The sequence below is a fragment of the Arminella tubonensis genome (assembly GCF_003240585.1).
Lineage (GTDB): Bacteria > Pseudomonadota > Alphaproteobacteria > Rhizobiales > Rhizobiaceae > Rhizobium > Rhizobium tubonense.
In genome coordinates this window covers 373304-391672 of sequence record NZ_PCDP01000035.1, presented here as the reverse complement: position 1 = coordinate 391672, position 18369 = coordinate 373304, and the positions used below count along the sequence as shown (strand labels likewise).

Here is an 18369-nt window from a genome sequence, read left to right as displayed (position 1 = left end):
TTGCTTTGTGCTTCGAAGCCCGGACGAACCTCCGAGCGAACTTGACGGCCTTGATGGCCGATCGATATTTTCCTGTCACATCGATCGCGCCTCGTTCGTCAAAGGGATGACGGAACGCGACGGGGAGATGTGACCGATGGACGAGAAAAAATTTCTGGCAGAGGCATTCGAGGCCGATCGGGGCCATCTGCGAGCCGTTGCCTATCGCATGCTCGGTTCGCGAAGCGAGGCTGATGACGCCGTGCAGGAAGCCTGGTTGCGCCTCAGCCGTTCCGACACTGGAGAAATTGCGAACCTGACCGGATGGCTGACCACCGTCGTCGGGCGCGTCTGCCTCGACATGCTGCGGTCGCGCAGGTCCAGGCGCGAGGAGCCGTGGGGCGCCGACGTTCCCGAGCCGGTCGCGGACAGCGAGAATGCCGAGCAGGAAGCTGTCATGGCCGATTCGGTCGGTGCCGCGCTGCTTGTCGTGCTGGAGAAACTGGCGCCGGCCGAGCGGCTCGCCTTCGTGCTGCACGACATGTTTGCCGTGCCGTTCGACGATATCGCCCCGATCGTCGGGCGCTCGCCGGAAGCGGCCAGGCAGCTCGCAAGCCGGGCCCGGCGTCGTGTCCAGGGAGCGGATGCTGCGCCCAGTGCCGATCGTACCCGGCAACGGAAAATCGTCGAGGCTTTCCTTGCCGCTTCACGGGGTGGGGATTTCGAGGCTTTGCTGGCGGTTCTCGATCCGGATGTCGTCTTCAGGTCCGATGCGGCGGCGGTTCAGTTGGGAGCGCTGGCGGAAATTCGTGGCGCCGCAGCCGTCGCCAACACCTTCAAGGGAAGGGCGCAGGGTGCGAAACCGGCTCTTGTGGATGGCGAGCTTGGCTTGGTCGTCGTGATCCGCCGCGCTCTCCATGTCGTGCTCATTCTGACGATCGAAGACAACAGGATCAGCGAAATTCACGCAATTGCCGATCGCGAGCGGCTTGGTGAAATTTCCTATTCGGTTTTTGATCGCGATTGAGCTTGGGCCCCGATTCAATTTTTTGATGCGGCCTGTCGGATGCGGCGCTACTTCTACGTCTTGTTCAAGATGGGAGGCTACCGATGCTCTATGCAATCCTGTGCTACAACGACGAGAATGCCGTGTTTTCCTGGTCCAAGGATGAGGAGGAGAGCACGATGGCGCGGCTGCACGCGGTCGAGAAGAAGCTTGCCGACAGGGGCAAGCTCGGGCCGGTGGCGCGGCTGATGCCGACGACAGCGGCGACCACGCTACGCAAGGGAAAGAATGAACCCTTGATCCTCGACGGGCCGTTCGCCGAGACCAAGGAGCAGTTCCTCGGGTTTTTCATTGTCGACTTCGATACGCTCGATGAGGCGGTCGAGTTCTCAAAGGAGCTCGCGATCGCCAATCCCGGCGCCGGCGCCTATGAGATCCGGCCGCTCTACGTCTTCAGGCCGGGAACCATCGCGACATGACCGATATCCTCTGGATCGACAAGGCTCTCGCATCGGCGAGGCCCCAGGCGCTCGGGGCACTGCTCCGGTATTTCCGCGATCTCGACATTGCAGAAGAGGCGTTTCAGGAGGCTTGCCTCCGGGCACTGAAGACGTGGCCGGATAAGGGGCCGCCGCGCGATCCTGTGGCCTGGCTGATCTTCGTCGGGCGCAACAGCGGCATCGACGTCGTCCGCCGGCGCGGCAAGACCGACCCGCTGCCGGAGGAGGAGGCGTTCTCGGACACCGGCGACGCCGAGGCCGAGATGGCCGATCGCCTCGACGGGGCGAACTATCGCGATGACATCCTGCGGCTGCTGTTCATCTGCTGCCATCCTGATTTGCCGGCGACCCAGCAGATCGCGCTGGCGCTGCGGATCGTCTCGGGGCTGTCGGTAGCGCAGATCGCCAAGGCGTTCCTCGTCGGCGAAAGCGCGATGGAGCAGCGCATCACTCGGGCAAAGGCCAAGGTCGCGGCTGCCGGCGTCGCCTTCGAGACCCCCGGAGCTGTCGAGCGCAGCGAGCGTATGACGATCGTGTCGGCGATGATCTATCTCGTTTTCAACGAGGGCTATTCGAGCGGCGAGGAGGCGCGCGACGCATCCGCCTTTACCGACGAGGCGATCCGGCTGGGGCGGCTGCTTCTGCGCATCTTTCCCTCGGAGCCGGAGACCATGGCTCTGCTTGCGCTGATGCTGCTGCAGCAGTCGCGCAGGGCCGCGCGCTTCGATAGCCGTGGGCAATTAGTCTTGCTGGAGGATCAGGATCGCTCGCTCTGGAACGGCGAGCTCATCAACGAGGCGCTGGCGCTGCTCGACAAGGCGATCCGCCATCGCCGGCCCGGTCCCCATCAACTGCAGGCGGCGATCGCGGCACTGCATGCGCGGGCGCGGCGCGCGGAGGACACCGACTGGGAGGAGATCGACTTGCTTTATCAGGGCCTCGAACGCCTGCAGCCATCACCGGTGGTTACCCTCAATCGCGCCGTCGCAGTTGCCAAGCTGAAGGGGCCGGCCGAAGCGCTTGATTTGATCGATCCGCTGGCGGACCGTCTGTCGGCCTATTTTTATTTTCATGGTCTCAGGGGCGGTCTGCTGATGCAGCTCAAGCGGAACGGCGAGGCCCGCGAGGCCTTCAACCGGGCCGTCGCGCTCGCAAATTCTTCCGCCGAAGCCGCGCATATTCGCCAGCAGCTCGACCGTCTCGAAGAAGATGCGGTGGCGTCGCTGGTCAAATAATTTCAGGAATTTCCTCTTCGTCCTGTCGGGACGAGCACTGTCTCAACGTCCTTGGGATACGCGCTGCAAAGGCAGGGTTTCAACAACAGGAAGGACGAAGATCATGATAGAGCAGAATGCCGCCCCGAAATACGAACTGTCGCTGACCCGCGTGATCGACGCGCCTCGGAGCAAGATATTCAAGGCCTGGACCACGCCGGAGCTCGTCAAGCAATGGTTCGCGCCTCTGCCGTGGACGACACCGCATGTCGAGATGGACGTGCGGCCAGGTGGTGCAAACCTGTTTGTCATGAGCGATCCTGACGGTAACGAGTTCCCCAACCGCGGGGTCTATCTCGAGGTCGTCGAAAACGAGAAGCTTGTCTTCACCGATGCCTTCACCAGCGCCTGGGTTCCCTCGGCAAAGGCGTTCATGGTCGGGACGATCACTCTTGAAGACCTTGGTGGCGGCAGGACGAAATACACGGCGACCGTGCTGCACTGGAGCGAAGAAGACCGTCAGGCGCACGAGAAGATGGGCTTCTACGAAGGCTGGGGACAGTGCACCGACCAGCTCGCGGCGCTGGTTGCCAAACTCTGATTTCACTCTGCATTCAGGGGGATACCACAATGACCTACGCAATCGATTCAACGTCGGTATCGCGCGCCCAGCGCGTCGCCGGCATCGCCCTCAGCGGCCTGATCGTCGCCTTCCTCGTCTTCGACGGCGCGATCAAGCTGGTCCCGATCGCGCCGGTGACCGAGACGATGACGGCGCTCGGCTATTCCGGCGATCCGATGCTCGCCCGTGGTCTCGGCATCGTCACACTCATCTGCGCGCTGCTCTATGCAATCCCGCGGACATCGGTGCTTGGCGCGATCCTGCTGACCGGGCTGTTGGGCGGCGCCATCGCCACCCATCTGCGCGTCGGCAGCCCTGTTTTCTCGCACCTGCTCTTCGGAGCCTATCTCGGCATCATCGCCTGGGGCGGGCTTTATCTGAGATATGAAGCCGTTCGCAGAATGATTCCGTTCAAGCTCTGATGTGATTGATTTTGGAATCGAAACGGTATGAGCAGTGGGACGCAACTCATCAACTTTCTCGAACAAATCGTTCTAACATTCCTGTTTGCGATCCGGCTGGTGGCTGCTTATCTGCGGGTTCATAACCAGATGGACGGACACCATGGAACTCGGGCTTTACACATTTGCTGACGTCGACCCCAATCCTCAAGGCGGCAAGGGGCCGGAAGCGGCGCGGCGGGTCAGGAACCTTATCGAGGAAATCGAGCTTGCCGATCAGGTCGGGCTGGATGTCTTCGGCCTCGGCGAGCATCATCGGCCGGACTATGCGGCGTCCGCGCCAGCAATGATCCTGGCTGCGGCGGCTGTGAAGACGAAGAATATCCGGCTTACCAGCGCGGTCACCGTGTTGAGTTCCGACGATCCGGTTCGCGTCTTTCAGCAATTCTCGACGCTCGATCTCTTGTCGAACGGTCGGGCCGAGATCATGGCGGGGCGGGGGTCGTTCATCGAGTCCTTTCCCTTGTTCGGCTATAATCTCGAAGACTACGACCAGCTGTTCGAGGAGAAGCTCGATCTGCTTCTGGCGATCCGCGATGGCGAGCACGTGAACTGGGCGGGCGCGATGCGTGCGCCGCTCAACGGCCAGGGCGTCTATCCGCGTCCGTTGCAGGAGCCGCTTCCGGTCTGGATCGCCGTCGGTGGAACGCCGCAATCGGTCGCACGCGCCGGCGCTTTCGGACTGCCGGTGGCCATCGCCATCATCGGCGGCGAGCCCCGCCGTTTCGCGCCGTTGCTCGATCTCTATCGCGAGGCAGCGCGGCGCGCCGATCAGGATCCGGCGAAGCTCAAGACCAGCATCAATGTTCATGGCTTCATCGCCGATACCACGGAGGCCGCGGCCGATCAGTTCTATGGGCCGCAGTCGGAAGTGATGAACCGGATCGGGCGTGAGCGAGGCTGGGGGCCGACCAGCAGGGCGCAGTTCGATCTGTCGCGTGGCCCGCACGGCGCGCTGTTCGTCGGCGACCCAGAATTGGTGGCCGAGAAGATCGTCGCGCACCATCGCCTGTTCAAGAACGATCGCTTCCTTTTGCAGATGGCGATCGGCACGATGCCGCATGCGCAGATCATGCGCGGCATCGAGCTCTACGGCACGAAAGTGGCGCCGCTGGTCAGAAAGGCATTGACTGAGGCTCAAGGAGAGGCGAAAGCGACGGCTTGATCTTATCCGCCCGGTGCTGCCGGGAACTGACCGGAAGCAGCGAATGATCATTTCCAACGATGACGAACTGGCAAAGCTGAAAGAGATCGGCCGCATCTGCGCCAATGCGCTGAAGACGATGGCGGCAGCTCTCGAGCCCGGCATTACTACGCTTGAGCTGGACGCTATCGGGCGTAAAGTGCTGGAGGATGCCGGCGCCCGGTCTGCGCCTGAGTTCTGCTACAGGTTTCCCGGGGCCACCTGCATCAGCGTCAACGAGGAAGTGGCCCACGGCATTCCGGGGCCACGCGTCATCCTCGCCGGGGATCTGGTCAATCTCGATGTGTCGGCGGAGAAGGACGGGTTCTTTTCGGATACCGGCGCGTCGTTCACCGTGCCGCCGGTCAAGCCGAAGGTGGAGCGCCTCTGCCGCGACGGCAAGCGGGCGCTTTGGGTCGGGCTAAACCAGGTCCGCAGCGGTGCGCCGTTTTTGCAGATAGGCAAGGCGGTGGGCGCCTTCGCTCAGAAGAACCGATATACGCTGGTCGCCAATCTTGCCAGCCACGGCATCGGGCGCTCGCTGCACGAGGAGCCGGCCGAGGTTTCCACCTGGGCCGATCCGAGCGAAACTCGCATCATGGAAGACGGGCTGGTCTTTACCGTCGAACCGTTCCTGTCGCTCGGCGCCACCTGGGCCGAGGGTGGGGATGACGCGTGGACGCTTTATAGCGATCCGCGCGCGCCGACGGTGCAGTTCGAGCACACCGTCGTTGCGACGCGCAACGGGCCTATGATCCTGACGCTTGCCGACGAGTGAGATCCGAGCCGGCTTTAGTCGGCCGGATCGGATCTTGGGCGCAGGATATCGGCGGCAGCCTGTTCGAGGATGGCGGCGATGCGGGTACCCTCGGCCTTGGTCCAGGGGTGTTTCATCCTGAGTGCCGAGCGCAACAGCTGCCGCGCGGCGCGGACTTCGCCAGCGTCACGCTCGAAGGCGCTGTCATCGTTGCCTTCGCCGTTCTCATCCTCGCTACCGAACATCCGCCTGACATGCGCCATTTTCTCGCCGATGTGGCCGAGCTTGGCGAGGGTGACCTCGATCAGCGCCCGGTTTTCATCGACGCGCTTCTGGCCGGCCTCGGTGATGCGATAGAGCTTCTTGGTGCCGCTGACCTCGACTTCGGCAAGCGCCGTTTCTTCAAGGTAGGTGAGGGCAGGGTAGATGACGCCCGGGCTCGGCACGTAAAAGCCGCCGGACCGCTCTTCGAGTATTTTGATCAGCTCATAGCCATGGCGCGGCTGCTCTGCGAGCAGTGCGAGAATGATGAGCTGCAGGTCGGCGGCATCGAACTTCCGGCCCGTGCGGAAACCGCCGCCAAACATACCGCCCTTGAAGCCTCTCATGAATTCTCTTCCCCGCTCTAAGCGTCGATCGTGGTGCTCGCCGTGTCGCAGGATATACTCTTCTGCGCGATGAAAGCCACCGCCGCACATTCCGTGTTTGAAACCTCTCATGATTTTTATCCTTTTTCCGATTGCACGAACAATATCGTTCGTAATGTCGTACGATATATATCGTAAGATAATTAGATGCAAGATGGCCTTTCAGTAATTTTGCATGGGACAGGAATTACGGGAGGATAGCGTGGTGTTTTGTGAAAAAGAGCGGGTGCGAGGCCAAGATCAAGCGCAGTTACAATTGCGTAACAATGGGATAAAGCCGGTTGCCGCGTCTTTGGAACTGTCTTAGGTTCGCCGCAAATCGTCGCCAATGGCGGCCTAGAGACGAAGCCCACGGTCGAGAGACCAAGTAGAAGAAAGCCCCGCCGCCCGTGTTTCATTCCTTTTTCCCACAGCCCAGGCTGTTCTTTACCTCGCTTATCGTCTGGACGCTGGTTGCCATAGCAGGCTGGTACCTCTTCGCTGCCGGCTTTGGAGCGACGCACGGTTTTGCATCGGTTCCGGAAGATCAGCAGCCGATCGACCTTTCATTCTTCTTACTTCGCGAAAATATCTGGTTTTACGGCTACTTCCTGCTGAGCGCGGTCATCTTCTGCGGCGCCTGGCACATAAGGGCAGCGAACCATCCCTGGAAGGTTTGGTCGGTCTGGGGTTCGGCGCTGATCATCTTCGTCACTTATTTCAGCGTACAAATTTCGGTCGTGATCAACAACTGGCGCCGTCCGTTCGGGGATCTGTTGCAGAACGCGCTGGTAAAGAAGCCGGGCGTTTCCGTCGAAAACTTCTATGAGCTGATGCTGGTCTTTGCGCAGATCGCCTTTCTCAGCATGTTCGTCTCGATCATGACCGACTTTTTCACCAGCCACTACATCTTCCGCTGGCGCATGGCGATGAACAATTTCTACATGTCGAAGTGGGAAAAGCTGCGGCATATCGAAGGCGCCTCGCAGCGCGTTCAGGAGGATACGATGCGCTTTTCGAGCACGCTCGAAGGCCTTGGCATCAACCTGATCAACTCGGTCATGACGCTGGTCGTCTTCCTGCCAATTCTTCTGGCTTTGTCGACCTACGTCACCGAGCTACCCTTCATCGGCAAGGTGCCAAATTCCTTGTTCTGGCTCGCGCTCTTCTGGTCCATATTCGGGACGCTTTTGCTGGCATTTGCAGGCATCAAATTGCCTGGACTGAATTTCCGCAACCAGCGCGTCGAGGCTGCCTATCGCAAGGAGCTGGTCTATGGCGAAGATCATGCGGACCGGGCTCAACCGGCTACTGTCGTCGAGCTCTTCGCAAATGTCCGCCGCAACTACTTCCGCATGTATTTTCACTACATGTATTTCAACGTCGCCCGCTATTTCTACCTCCAGGCCGACAATCTTTTTGTGATCTTCATGCTCGTGCCGACCATCGTTGCCGGCGTAATCACCTACGGTATCTTTCAGCAGATCTCGACCGCCTTCGGACAGGTGAGCAACTCGTTCCAGTATCTCGTCAATTCCTGGACGACGATCATCGAATTGCTGTCGATCCATAAGCGCCTGAAAGCCTTCGAGGCTGCAATCGATAACGAGCCGTTGCCGGCGATCGATCGGCATTATCTCGAACGGCAGGCGGAAAACGTGAATGTGGATGCTTGAGGGCTGCTAGCGACAGACTAAGAAGAGGCTCCGGTGACGGAGCCTTTTTCAGTTGGGAGCAAGTGGCACCCCCCTCTGTCGGCCGGGCCGACATCTCCCCCACAAGGGGGGAGATCAATGTGCCGCGAGGGGGTGCTCCAGCAATCTCCACCCTTGTGGGGGAGATGTCAGCGAAGCTGACAGAGGGGGGTGACTTGGTGAGAGCTAAATTACGCGCCCATCAAAGCCCTGATGCCTGCGGTTTTCCCCGTGCTGCAATCATCGGGAGGGCTTCCGAATAGCTGACGCAGGCGACGTCCTGCTTATGACAAACATCGCTGACGAAGCGGTCGAGGGCGCGCCAATAGGCGCCGGCATTCATCTCGACGAAGTGGAAGCCGAGCTGGAGCGGGATGCGGTCGCCGTTGTATTGCTTGTCGAAGGCGGCCTCGTAGGCCTCGAAGCTGCGGTCCTCGAACGACTTCGAGTCGGGCTTGTCCTCGACGCCCTTCGAATGATGGACATAGAGATTATAGTCCATGCCGATGACGAGGTGGTGGTCCGGACCCTCCGGGATCAGCGGCAGGCCGAAGCGGTATAGGCCATCGACCTTTTGCGGCAACATCGGGCCTCTGGTAACCAGGCTGGCGTCGTACTGGAAGCCCATGGCCTTTTCCGCCGGCACTAGGCCGTCGCTGGTCGAGAGATAGGGCGCGCGGAAGCCCTTGACGTCGTTGGTGGCGAAGTCTTCCCAGCCTTGCGGTTCTTGGGCGGTCTCCCCGACATTCTTCCAGGCATCGCGCAACGCGACGCGGGAGGCCAGGAATTCCTGCTTCCATTCGGCTTCCGTCCATTTCTTGCCGTCGAAGTGCCCGCAGGCGTGGCTAGAAATATCGTCGCCTTCCTGGTGTGCACCCCAGATATTGGCAATGCGGGTGCGGATTTCGTCGTCGCTTCTGGCGAAGCCGACATTCGACTTTCCCTGCTTCTGGCCTGGACCCTGATAGGCCTTCGCCTGATCGTGGTTCATCAGGAAGGTGCAGGAGAGGAAGAACGTGAAATGAGCGCCGTTGCGCGTCGCGATCTCGCGGCTTTTCGTCCAGAGCGCATTGTCATGCGCGCCGTCGAAGGAGATGAGGACGATCTGCTTCGGTTTCTCGTTCGGCTTTTCCTGCGCGTTGGCTGCCGGGGAGAGCAAAAGAGAAAAGGTGAAGGCTGACGAGATGAGATTTGCAGGAGACAAGAAACGAAACATGGGCACCGCGACGATTTGCTTCGGGGTTTGATGCCGCAGGAATGAGGCAAAGCTGGGATCGCTGTGGCAATTTCCGGACAAACCGGTCATGGATGGCTGATACGCGGTAAAACAGGATCTTATTCATGGCATTGCTTGTCGTCGGCATCATTCTCTTTCTCGGGATCCATCTGATCCGGACATTTGCACCCGGCTTTCGCCAATCGATGATCTCCCGGCTCGGAAAATCGGGTTGGATGGCAGCCTATTCGGTCGCCAGCATCGTGGCGCTTGTCTTCCTCGCCTATGCCTTCAGCGTCGCGCGTACGCAGACGACGGTGCTTTATTCGCCGCCCGGCTGGGCCTCGCACATCACCATAGCCTTGATGCTGTTGGCGTCGATCTGTCTCACCGCCAGCCTTCTTCCGGCTGGCCACATCGCCGCGAAGACGAAGCATCCGATGGTGTTGTCGGTGAAGATCTGGGCGCTGGCGCATCTGATCGCCAATGGCGACAGCGCTTCGGTGCTGTTATTCGTCTCTTTCCTTGCCTGGGGTGTGATCCTCAGGATTTCGCTGAAGAGGCGGGCTCGCGCCGGCGAGATCAACACGCGGCCGTTCGTGTCGGCAAAATACGATCTCTATGCTGTGGTCCTCGGCTTCGTGCTCTGGGGCTTGATCATCTGGAAGCTGCACGAATGGATTATCGGAGTTTCGCCGTTGGCCATGGCATGATTTCAGCAGCTCCCCCTTACATCGGCGGCAAAATAGAGTAGAAGGCCCGTTCACGCGCTGCATCCAGCTGGCGTGATCCCGCTTTTAAAGATTGAGCTTGGCCCGGGCCGGAGACGAGAATGGCATTCAACGACGATAGCTTCATCCGTGAAGTCAACGAGGAACTTCGTTCCGACCAGCTTCGGTTCGTATGGCGCCGGTTTGGCCGCGTCTTCCTTGGCCTTGCCGTACTTATCGTCGTCGCCACGGCTGCCTTCAGCGGCTATCGTTACTGGGCCAGCCACCAGGCCGGCGACACGGGCGACAAGTTCATCGCCGCCCTGACGCTGGCGGACCAGAACAAGACCGACGATGCGCTTGCCGCGTTGAGCGCTATCGAGAAGACCGGCCACGGCTCGTATCCGCTGCTGGCCAGCATGCGCGCGGCGACGTTGCAGGCGCAGAAGGGTGATGTTGCGGGCGCCGTCGCCCAGTTCACCGCCATCAGCAAGCAATCCGGCGTGCCACCCGTCATCCGTGATGCGGCGCGTCTTCGTGCGGCCTTCCTGCTGGTCGACACGGGCACCTACGATCAGGTTTCGGCACAGGCTGAAGAACTTGCCGTTCCCGGCAATGCATTCCGCCATTCGGCGCGCGAGGTTCTCGGTCTTGCCGCTTTCAAGGCCGGCGATTTCGTCAAGGCTCGCCAGTGGTATCAGGCCATCGCCGACGACGCGCAATCGCCGCGCAACGTTGCCAATCGCGCGCAGATGATGCTTGATAACATCATCGCCTCCGGCAAAGCCCCCAAAGCCCAGGGCTAAAGGAAAAACAATCCAATGAGTTTCACGGTCGCCATCGTCGGTCGCCCGAATGTCGGCAAGTCCACTCTTTTCAACCGTCTGGTTGGCAAGAAGCTGGCGCTTGTCGACGATACACCCGGCGTCACCCGCGACCGCAGGCCGGGCGATGCCCGGCTGATGGGTCTGAAGTTTCGCATTATCGACACGGCGGGTCTCGAAGAGGCCCACGAGGATACGCTCGAGGGCCGCATGCGCGCCCAGACGGAAGCGGCGATCGAGGAGGCGGATTTGACGCTCTTCGTGGTCGACGCCAAATCCGGCCTGACGCCGCTCGACAAGACATTCGGCGAGATGTTGCGCCGAAGCGGCAAGCCTGTCGTTCTCGTTGCCAACAAGTCGGAAGCCAAGGGTTCCGAAGGCGGGTTCTACGATGCCTTCACGCTTGGGCTCGGTGAGCCTTGCCCGATCTCGGCCGAACATGGCCAGGGAATGATCGATCTTCACAACGCGATCGTGGAAGCGATCGGCGAGGACCGCGCTTATCCCGAGGAAGATGAGGACGTCGCTGAGACCGATGTTTCGCTGCCGCGTGCCGATGGCGAAGACGAGGAGATCGACGAAGAGCCAGCCTATGACGACACTCGTCCGCTTCGCATTGCCATCGTCGGTCGTCCGAATGCTGGCAAGTCGACAATGATCAACCGCTTTCTGGGTGAGGATCGTCTGCTGGTCGGCCCGGAAGCGGGCATCACCCGCGACTCGATCTCAGTCGATTGGACCTGGCGCGGCCGCATGGTTCGAATGTTCGACACGGCAGGCATGCGCCGCAAGGCGAGGGTTACCGAGAAGCTCGAGAAGCTCTCCGTTGCAGACGCGCTCAGGGCCATCCGCTTTGCCGAGACTGTCGTCATCGTTTTCGATGCGACGATCCCGTTCGAAAAGCAGGATTTGCAGATCGTCGATCTGGTCATCCGCGAGGGACGTGCGGCGGTGCTTGCGTTCAACAAGTGGGACATGATCGAGGACCGGCAGGCGGTGCTTGCCGAATTGCGCGAAAAGACGGACCGCTTGCTACCGCAGGCGCGGGGTATCCGCGCCGTGCCGATCGCCGGGCAGACCGGCGAGGGGCTGGACCGCCTGATGCAGGCGATCGTCGATACCGACATGGTCTGGAACAAGCGCATCGCGACCGCCAAGCTCAATAAATGGCTTGAATCTCGGCAGATCCAGCATCCGCCACCCGCCGTTTCCGGTCGCCGCATCAAGCTGAAATACATGACGCAGGTGAAAGCTCGTCCGCCAGCCTTCATGATCTCCTGCACGCGTTCCGACTCGCTGCCGGAATCCTACGTCCGCTATTTGACGAACGGGTTGCGCGAAGATTTCGGGATGCCGGGCGTGCCGATCCGCATCCACTTCAGGACATCGGAAAACCCCTACGAGACCAAGAGAAAGCGCTGATATCGGTTGATCGTCAGCTTCAAAATCCGCCTGGCAGAAATGCAGGCGGATTTTTGCGTTCAGGCCCTACGGATCATCCGTCCGCGATAGTTGGCCACCCGAACATTGCCGATGAACTGCTTCGTCGCAGCCTCCCACGTATAAGTCAGCGCGAGCGCGCGTGCTTCCTCCCGCGAGCAGGTGAGCGCGGTCAGGCAGGCTTCGGTCAGGTCGTGATGGACAGCACCCGCCTTCTCATAGCCGCCCAGGATATCGGCCGGGCCGGTCACCGGATAGGCGGCGACGGGCACGCCGCTGGCCAACGCTTCGAGGATGGTATTGCCGAAGGTGTCCGTTTTTGATGGAAAGACGAAAACGTCGGCCTGGGCATAAGCCGTCGCCAGTTCCTCGCCGAATTTTGGACCGGTGAAAAGTACGTCGGGGTAGAGCTTCTTCAGTTCGGCAAGAGCCGGGCCGTCGCCGATTACGACCTTCGATCCCGGCAGATCGAGATCGAGGAAGGCGGGAAGGTTTTTTTCGAGCGCCACCCGGCCGACTGTCATGAAGATCGGCCGCTTAAGGCCGAAAGGCTCGGCCTCAAGCGCCTGTGGCCGGAACAGCTCATGGTCGATGCCGCGGGTCCATGGCAGGAGATTGCGGATGCCCTTTGCCTTGAGTTCGTTCGCAAGGCTCGGGGTGGCCACCATGCAGCCGAAGCCGGCATTGTGAAACCAGCGGACAAAGGCATAAAGCCAGGATTTCGGAATCGGCAGCCTTGCCGAGACATATTCAGGGAAACGGGTGTGATAGGTCGTGGAGAATGGCATGCCGTTTTTCTTGCACCAGCGGCGGGCGGTCAGGCCAAGCGGACCTTCGGTGGCGATATGGACGTAAGATGGCTTGGCCTTGGCGATCCTGGCAGCCACACGCCGATAACTGGCGATCGAAAGTCGGATTTCCGGATAGGTGGGGCAGGGTATGCTGCGAAAACCTTCCGGGGTGAGCATCGTGACGTCGACACCCATGCGCGCGAGTTCGCGGTTGGTATTCTCGATCGAACGGACCACGCCGTTGACCTGTGGATGCCAGGCATCCGTCACGATGAGCAGCCGTTCGGGCGTGACGGTCGGGGTGGCCTCCTGCATCCAGGTCCTGTGGTCGATGTCCGACAAGCGTTGCAACATGTCCAAAAGGTTCCATCCGCGCCGCCGGTTTGTCAGGCGTGACGCCGTCCGGCAGCGCGAGAATGATTCTCGCGCCTAGCTATTGTCGTTGTCGTCCATGATGGAATTATTACAGATCGACTTCAGACGTCGTTCCCAACGCCCAAGCGCTCCGGAGCGACGAGCGCACCGTGCTCGCTGATGACTTTCGCGGCGATCTTTACCGCAAAACGGGCAGCGGCGATCGGATCGTGCGACGTCAGGTATTCAGCAAGAAACGCGCCGTTGAAGCTATCCCCGGCGCTTGTCGTGTCGACCACTTGCTCGACCTTCTCGGCTGGAACCTGTGTGTCGCCGGCATCGGTGTGGACGATCGCTCCGTCGGCGCCATTCTTGACTACGACCATATGTGCGCCGAGTGCCCGGTAGCGGTGGATCGTCGCCTCGACGCTGTCGTCGCCGAAATGGCTGGCCTCGTCGTCGAAGCTCGGCATGACCAGGGTCGAGGCGCGGGCGCCCTCGCCAATGGTCGTATGCATGGCATCGAAGCTGTTCCAGAGGCGAGGCCGCAGGTTCGGATCGAAGACGACGAGCTTGCCGATGGCCCTGGCGCGCCGGAGCTCCGACAGGAGCGTTTCGGTGTCCTCATGGGTGAGGATAGCGAGCGTGATGCCGGAGAAATAGACGACGTCGGCAGCCTCGATTGCCTCGCGAAGCCGATCGCCGTCGACCGCGAGCTGGCGGGCGGCCGAACTGTCGCGCCAATAGCTGAAGGAGCGCTCGCCGTTCTTCAGGTTGATCATGTAGAGGCCGGGGGTCTTGCCGCGGATGCGGCGGATCTGCGAAGTGCCAATCCCGGCCTTGGTCATGAATGCCAGCATCTCGTCAGACATCGGATCGTCGCCGAGCGCGGTGAAATAGTCGACGGACCAATCCTTTGGCAGGCAAGCGCGCGCATACCAGGCGGTATTGAACGTGTCGCCGGCAAAGCCCTTGCGCAAATAGCCGTCATGCGCCTGCGACAGCTCCACCATGCACTCACCGATCGACAAGAATTTTCCGCCCACGCATCTGCTCCCACAAATCCAGCTTTCGATGGGTGATACGCAATGCGACCGCAGGAAACAAGGTTCCCCCGCCCGTCGAGAGTCAAGTTTAAGGCCGGTCCATATGATAGCACGCGGCTCTCTGCGCGGCGCGTACATCCTCCAGCTCGGGCATTGCGCTCCGACAGATATCCGTCGCCTTCCAGCATCGGGGAGAGAAGACGCAACCGGGCGGCGGGTTTAGCGGCGAGGGCGGGTCGCCCTGCAGCCGGATGCGTTTTCGCGCGCGGGCAGCCTTGGGGTCCGGCACGGGAGCCGCTGAGAATAGGGCCTGCGTATAGGGATGGGCCGGATGCTGGAAAACGGTGGCGCAGTCGCCGGCCTCGACGATCCGTCCGAGATAGAGCACCAGCACGTCGTCCGAGATCAATCGCACGACGGAGAGGTCGTGGCTGATAAATATCAGCGTCAGGCCAAATTCCTTGCGGAGCTTGCGCAGAAGCGTGATCACCTGACCCTGGATCGAGACATCCAAAGCTGAAACCGGCTCGTCGCAGATGATCAGTTTTGGTCTCGTGATGACGGCGCGGGCGATGCCGATACGCTGGGCCTGGCCGCCCGAGAATTCGTGCGGATAGCGGTTGATCATCTCGGGCACGAGCCCGACCGCCGCCATGATCTCGTGAACACGCTCCTGGCGCTGGGCCTTTGTGAGTTTCGGCTCGAATACGGTCAGCGGCTCGGCGATAATGTCGCCGACGGTCATGCGCGGGTCGAGCGAGGCGATCGGATCCTGGAAAATGATCTGCATGTCGCGGCGGGCGGCGCGCATGTCCTCGTCCGAAAGTTTCAGCAGGTCGCTGCCTTGCCACATGATCCGCCCCTTCTGGGCGTGGATCAATCGCAGGATAGAGCGGCCGAGCGTCGACTTTCCGCAGCCGGATTCGCCGACTATGCCGAGCGTGCGGCCCTCTTTCAGCTCAAAGGAGACGTCGTTGACGGCAGTCAGCATCAGCGGCGGCTTGAAGAAGGATTTCGACGGCAGCTCGAACTGCGTGGTCAGGTGATCGACCTTCAGGAGGGTCCGTTCAGACATGGCTCAAGACCTCCTCGCGGCGGGGGAATGGATGGAAGCAGGCCGCGCAGTGGCGTATCGCCAGTGTTTCAAGTTTTGGCGAAGCGTCGATGCAATCATCCTGCGCGATCGAACAGCGTGGGGAGAAGCTGCAGCCGCGTGGCAGATGCTGCAGGTTCGGCGGGCGGCCGGGAATGACCGCCAAGTCGTCGACGTCCTGATCGGGTCTCGGGATCGAGGCATGCAATGCGGCTGTATAGGGGTGCGCCGGGTTCTCGAACAATTCGTCGACCGGGGCTTCCTCGACGATGCGCCCGGCATACATGACCGCGACGCGATCGGCGAGGCCCGCGACAACACCGAGATCATGGGTGATCATCACAAGCGCCGTGTTCATTTCAGCCGTCAAATCATTGAAAAGGTCGAGAATTTGGGCCTGAATGGTGACGTCGAGCGCGGTCGTCGGCTCATCGGCGATCAGGAGCTTCGGCTTGGTCAGCAGGGCCATCGCGATGACGATGCGTTGGCGCATCCCGCCTGATAGTTCGTGGGGATACAGGTTGAAGCGTCGCTCCGGGTCGGGAATGCCGACGCGTTTCAGCATGTCGAGTGCGGCTGCCGATGCGGCGCGAGCGGTGAAGCCGCGATGGACCTCGAGCTGTTCCTTCAGCTGGCGGGAAATCTTGAGGGTCGGGTTGAGCGCCGTCATAGGGTCCTGGAAGACCATGGCCATGTCTTTGCCGCGAACCTGGTCGAGTTCGCGCGGCTTCAGCGCCAACACGTCCCTGCCTTCGAGCAGCGCCTGGCCGCTGGTGCTGCCGTTCTTGGCGAGCAGTCCCATGATGCCGAGGAAGGTCTGGCTCTTGCCCGACCCGGATTCGCCGACGATGGCGACGCGTTCGCCGCGACGGATTTTCAGGTTCATCTTCGAGACGGCGGCGACATCCCCTCCCGGCGTGCGGAAGGTGATCGAGTAATCCCTGAGTTCGAGGAGGGTATCGTTTTTCAATTCGTCAGACATGTCAGCGGTCCTTCGGATCGAATGCGTCGCGCAGGCCATCGCCGATGAACAGCAGGCTCATCAGCAGGGCGACAAGAAAGGCGGCTGGGAATGCCAAAAGCCAGGGCATGGTTTCCATAACGTTGGTGCCGTCGGCAATCAGCGTTCCGAGCGAGGTCAACGGCTCCTGCACGCCGAAGCCTAGGTAGGAGAGAAAGCTCTCGGTGGCGATGATCTCCGGCACGGTGAGAGCGGCGTAGATGACCACCGGTCCGATCAGGTTCGGCACGATATGCTTGATGATGATCTTGAACGGCCGCTGGCCGGAGGCGCGCGCGGCCTCGATGAATTCACGGTGTTTCAGCGACAATGTCTGGCCGCGAACGATGCGGGCCATGGTCAGCCATTCCAGCGCGCCGATGGCGGCAAAGAGCAGGTAGACGTTACGCCCGAAGATCACCATCAGGAGGATGACGAAGAGGATGTAGGGGAGCGCATACATGATGTCGACGAAGCGCATCATGATGGTGTCGAGCCTGCCGCCGAAATAGCCCGACACGGCGCCGTAGAGCACGCCGATCACTACCGAGACGAAGGTGGCCACGAGGGCGACCGTCAGCGAAACGCGGGTGCCGAAGAGAACGCGGGCAAGCAGGTCGCGGCCATTTGCGTCGGTGCCGAAATAGTGGCTGCCCTCAAGGGTGGGCGGTGCGCGGAAGGCGGCCCAATCCGGGTCCTCGTATCCGTTTGGAATGAGGCTCGGGCCGATGATCGCTGCCAGCACCAGCAGGGTGATGACGACAAGCGAGATCGCCGCGGCCTTGTTGCGCAGCAGCCGGCGTAGCGCGTCTTTCGAGAGCGAACGCCCTTCCGGAGCAAGGCCTTCTGCTGCCAGCAATTCTTCGGCCAGCAGCTCTTTTCTTGCGGGGTTCAGGATCATCTTGCCCTCACTTTCGGGTCGAGCCATGCATAGGCGATATCGACGACGAGGTTCAGGAAGACGATCAGCACCATGTAGAAGATGACCGTTCCGAGAACCATGCCGTAGTCGCGGTTGAGGGCGGCGTTGATGAAATAGCGGCCGATGCCGGGCAGGCCGAAGATGCTTTCGACGACCAGCGAGCCGGTCAGGAGATAGCTTGCGGCGGGGCCGAGATAGGAGACGACGGGCATCAGAGCCGGTCTCAAAGCGTGCCGCATGACGACCAGCCGCGGGCCGATGCCCTTGGCTTTCGCGGTGCGGATGAAGTTCTGGTTCATCACCTCGATCATCGAGCCGCGCATCAGCCGGGAAATGCGGGCCGCATGCGGGAGTGCAAGCACGATCACCGGCAGGATCAGATATTTGATCGAACCGTCGCCCCAACCTCCGACGGGCAGGATATGGAGCTGGATGCCGAAGACCAGCTGCAGGATCGGCGCGATGAGGAAGTTCGGCAGCACCAGGCCGATCAGCAGGATGCCGCCAAGCCAATAATCCGCCTGGCGGTTCTGGTAGAGCGCGCCAAGACAGCCGACGATCACGCCGATGAGGATGGCGAGAATGAAGGCGCTGGTGCCGATGGTGAAGGTATAGGGCAGGCCGACCATGATCTGCTGGGTGACGGTGAAATCCTGGTTGGCGAAGGACGGACCGAGATCGCCGCGTGCAACGTCGGCCATGTAGATCAGGTACTGCTGGATCAGCGGCTTATCCAGATTGTAGTGGATGGCGAGGTTCTTCAGGATGACCGGCGGCAAGGGCCGTTCGCCATCGAAGGGCCCACCGGGCGCCAGGCGCAAAACGAAAAAGCTGAGTGTCACGGCAATCCACAGGACAGGGATTGTCGACAGCAGACGACGGAGTGCATATCGGATCATGGGCGTGGATAGGCTCCTTCCGACAGTGCCGG

General features: G+C 61.0%; 19 protein-coding genes. 11 read left to right on the top strand and 8 right to left on the bottom strand.

What is annotated here, in order from left to right; all coding sequences use genetic code 11:
- Positions 1-136 precede the first annotated feature (136 nt).
- The 7 genes from CPY51_RS13545 to map all read left to right on the top strand — a co-directional run bounded on the left by CPY51_RS13545 (position 137) and on the right by map (position 5743).
- Positions 137-1006 carry a sigma-70 family RNA polymerase sigma factor gene (locus CPY51_RS13545; protein WP_111160727.1) on the top strand — a complete coding sequence of 290 codons (870 nt, stop codon included), beginning with the start codon at positions 137-139 and terminating at the stop codon, positions 1004-1006.
- Positions 1007-1089: 83 nt separating this feature from the next.
- On the top strand, positions 1090-1464 hold the full coding sequence (locus CPY51_RS13540) for a YciI family protein (RefSeq protein WP_111160726.1): 375 nt from the start codon (positions 1090-1092) through the stop codon (positions 1462-1464).
- Positions 1461-2720 carry an RNA polymerase sigma factor gene (locus tag CPY51_RS13535; protein ID WP_111160725.1) on the top strand — a complete coding sequence of 420 codons (1260 nt, stop codon included), beginning with the start codon at positions 1461-1463 and terminating at the stop codon, positions 2718-2720. Before CPY51_RS13540 ends, CPY51_RS13535 begins: the two co-directional genes overlap by 4 nt.
- A gap of 103 nt (positions 2721-2823) precedes the next feature.
- Positions 2824-3300: an SRPBCC family protein gene (locus CPY51_RS13530; RefSeq protein WP_111160724.1), complete on the top strand. Its 477-nt coding sequence runs from the start codon at positions 2824-2826 to the stop codon at positions 3298-3300.
- A 29-nt stretch (positions 3301-3329) separates the two neighbouring features.
- Entirely contained in the window at positions 3330-3743 is a 414-nt protein-coding gene (locus CPY51_RS13525) for a DoxX family protein (protein ID WP_111160723.1), read from the top strand.
- 142 nt (positions 3744-3885) lie between these two features.
- Entirely contained in the window at positions 3886-4947 is a 1062-nt protein-coding gene (locus tag CPY51_RS13520; protein ID WP_111160722.1) for an LLM class flavin-dependent oxidoreductase, read from the top strand.
- A gap of 43 nt (positions 4948-4990) precedes the next feature.
- A complete protein-coding gene (gene map / locus CPY51_RS13515; RefSeq protein WP_111160721.1) occupies positions 4991-5743 on the top strand; it encodes a type I methionyl aminopeptidase in 753 nt (250 codons plus the stop codon).
- Positions 5744-5757: 14 nt separating this feature from the next.
- Here the strand turns inward: map and CPY51_RS13510 are convergent, their stop codons facing one another.
- On the bottom strand, positions 5758-6330 hold the full coding sequence (locus CPY51_RS13510) for a PadR family transcriptional regulator (protein ID WP_111160720.1): 573 nt from the start codon (positions 6328-6330) through the stop codon (positions 5758-5760).
- A 428-nt stretch (positions 6331-6758) separates the two neighbouring features.
- On the opposite strand from CPY51_RS13510, the gene sbmA reads away from it, so the two are divergent.
- The gene (gene sbmA, locus CPY51_RS13505) at positions 6759-8024 is read left to right on the top strand and encodes a peptide antibiotic transporter SbmA (RefSeq protein WP_111160719.1); all 1266 of its coding nucleotides are present in this window, start codon (positions 6759-6761) and stop codon (positions 8022-8024) included.
- 220 nt (positions 8025-8244) lie between these two features.
- On the opposite strand, the gene CPY51_RS13500 is transcribed toward sbmA, so the two are convergent.
- Entirely contained in the window at positions 8245-9258 is a 1014-nt protein-coding gene (locus tag CPY51_RS13500; protein WP_111160993.1) for a polysaccharide deacetylase family protein, read from the bottom strand.
- Positions 9259-9383: 125 nt separating this feature from the next.
- On the opposite strand from CPY51_RS13500, the gene CPY51_RS13495 reads away from it, so the two are divergent.
- From CPY51_RS13495 to der, 3 genes are all read left to right on the top strand, one after another.
- Positions 9384-9971: an NnrU family protein gene (locus tag CPY51_RS13495; RefSeq protein ID WP_111160718.1), complete on the top strand. Its 588-nt coding sequence runs from the start codon at positions 9384-9386 to the stop codon at positions 9969-9971.
- A gap of 119 nt (positions 9972-10090) precedes the next feature.
- On the top strand, positions 10091-10774 hold the full coding sequence (locus CPY51_RS13490) for a tetratricopeptide repeat protein (protein ID WP_111160717.1): 684 nt from the start codon (positions 10091-10093) through the stop codon (positions 10772-10774).
- 15 nt (positions 10775-10789) lie between these two features.
- Positions 10790-12214, top strand: a complete 1425-nt coding sequence (gene der / locus CPY51_RS13485; protein WP_111160716.1) for a ribosome biogenesis GTPase Der — start codon at positions 10790-10792, stop codon at positions 12212-12214.
- 59 nt (positions 12215-12273) lie between these two features.
- Here the strand turns inward: der and CPY51_RS13480 are convergent, their stop codons facing one another.
- The 6 genes from CPY51_RS13480 to CPY51_RS13455 form a co-directional block, all read right to left on the bottom strand.
- On the bottom strand, positions 12274-13338 hold the full coding sequence (locus CPY51_RS13480) for a glycosyltransferase family 4 protein (protein ID WP_244598676.1): 1065 nt from the start codon (positions 13336-13338) through the stop codon (positions 12274-12276).
- A gap of 161 nt (positions 13339-13499) precedes the next feature.
- Entirely contained in the window at positions 13500-14423 is a 924-nt protein-coding gene (locus tag CPY51_RS13475; RefSeq protein WP_111160714.1) for a sugar kinase, read from the bottom strand.
- Positions 14424-14511: 88 nt separating this feature from the next.
- The gene (locus CPY51_RS13470) at positions 14512-15498 is read right to left on the bottom strand and encodes an ABC transporter ATP-binding protein (protein WP_111160713.1); all 987 of its coding nucleotides are present in this window, start codon (positions 15496-15498) and stop codon (positions 14512-14514) included.
- Entirely contained in the window at positions 15491-16498 is a 1008-nt protein-coding gene (locus tag CPY51_RS13465) for an ABC transporter ATP-binding protein (protein WP_111160712.1), read from the bottom strand. The genes CPY51_RS13470 and CPY51_RS13465 overlap by 8 nt, the downstream gene beginning before the upstream one ends.
- Before the next feature lies 1 nt (position 16499).
- A complete protein-coding gene (locus CPY51_RS13460; protein WP_111160711.1) occupies positions 16500-17417 on the bottom strand; it encodes an ABC transporter permease in 918 nt (305 codons plus the stop codon).
- On the bottom strand, positions 17414-18337 hold the full coding sequence (locus tag CPY51_RS13455) for an ABC transporter permease subunit (protein ID WP_111160710.1): 924 nt from the start codon (positions 18335-18337) through the stop codon (positions 17414-17416). Before CPY51_RS13455 ends, CPY51_RS13460 begins: the two co-directional genes overlap by 4 nt.
- Positions 18338-18369 lie beyond the last annotated feature (32 nt).

Bases quoted from the DNA above. Each gene is read 5' to 3' on its own strand.
- CPY51_RS13465 (WP_111160712.1), bottom strand. From the start codon at position 16,498: ATGTCTGACGAATTGAAAAACGATACCCTCCTCGAACTCAGGGATTAC.
- CPY51_RS13540 (WP_111160726.1), top strand. From the start codon at position 1,090: ATGCTCTATGCAATCCTGTGCTACAACGACGAGAATGCCGTGTTTTCC.
- CPY51_RS13490 (WP_111160717.1), top strand. From the start codon at position 10,091: ATGGCATTCAACGACGATAGCTTCATCCGTGAAGTCAACGAGGAACTT.
- CPY51_RS13495 (WP_111160718.1), top strand. From the start codon at position 9,384: ATGGCATTGCTTGTCGTCGGCATCATTCTCTTTCTCGGGATCCATCTG.
- CPY51_RS13455 (WP_111160710.1), bottom strand. From the start codon at position 18,337: ATGATCCGATATGCACTCCGTCGTCTGCTGTCGACAATCCCTGTCCTG.
- map (WP_111160721.1), top strand. From the start codon at position 4,991: ATGATCATTTCCAACGATGACGAACTGGCAAAGCTGAAAGAGATCGGC.
- CPY51_RS13545 (WP_111160727.1), top strand. From the start codon at position 137: ATGGACGAGAAAAAATTTCTGGCAGAGGCATTCGAGGCCGATCGGGGC.
- CPY51_RS13500 (WP_111160993.1), bottom strand. From the start codon at position 9,258: ATGTTTCGTTTCTTGTCTCCTGCAAATCTCATCTCGTCAGCCTTCACC.
- CPY51_RS13460 (WP_111160711.1), bottom strand. From the start codon at position 17,417: ATGATCCTGAACCCCGCAAGAAAAGAGCTGCTGGCCGAAGAATTGCTG.
- CPY51_RS13480 (WP_244598676.1), bottom strand. From the start codon at position 13,338: ATGCAGGAGGCCACCCCGACCGTCACGCCCGAACGGCTGCTCATCGTG.
- CPY51_RS13520 (WP_111160722.1), top strand. From the start codon at position 3,886: ATGGAACTCGGGCTTTACACATTTGCTGACGTCGACCCCAATCCTCAA.
- CPY51_RS13530 (WP_111160724.1), top strand. From the start codon at position 2,824: ATGATAGAGCAGAATGCCGCCCCGAAATACGAACTGTCGCTGACCCGC.
- der (WP_111160716.1), top strand. From the start codon at position 10,790: ATGAGTTTCACGGTCGCCATCGTCGGTCGCCCGAATGTCGGCAAGTCC.
- CPY51_RS13510 (WP_111160720.1), bottom strand. From the start codon at position 6,330: ATGAGAGGCTTCAAGGGCGGTATGTTTGGCGGCGGTTTCCGCACGGGC.
- CPY51_RS13535 (WP_111160725.1), top strand. From the start codon at position 1,461: ATGACCGATATCCTCTGGATCGACAAGGCTCTCGCATCGGCGAGGCCC.
- CPY51_RS13525 (WP_111160723.1), top strand. From the start codon at position 3,330: ATGACCTACGCAATCGATTCAACGTCGGTATCGCGCGCCCAGCGCGTC.
- CPY51_RS13470 (WP_111160713.1), bottom strand. From the start codon at position 15,498: ATGTCTGAACGGACCCTCCTGAAGGTCGATCACCTGACCACGCAGTTC.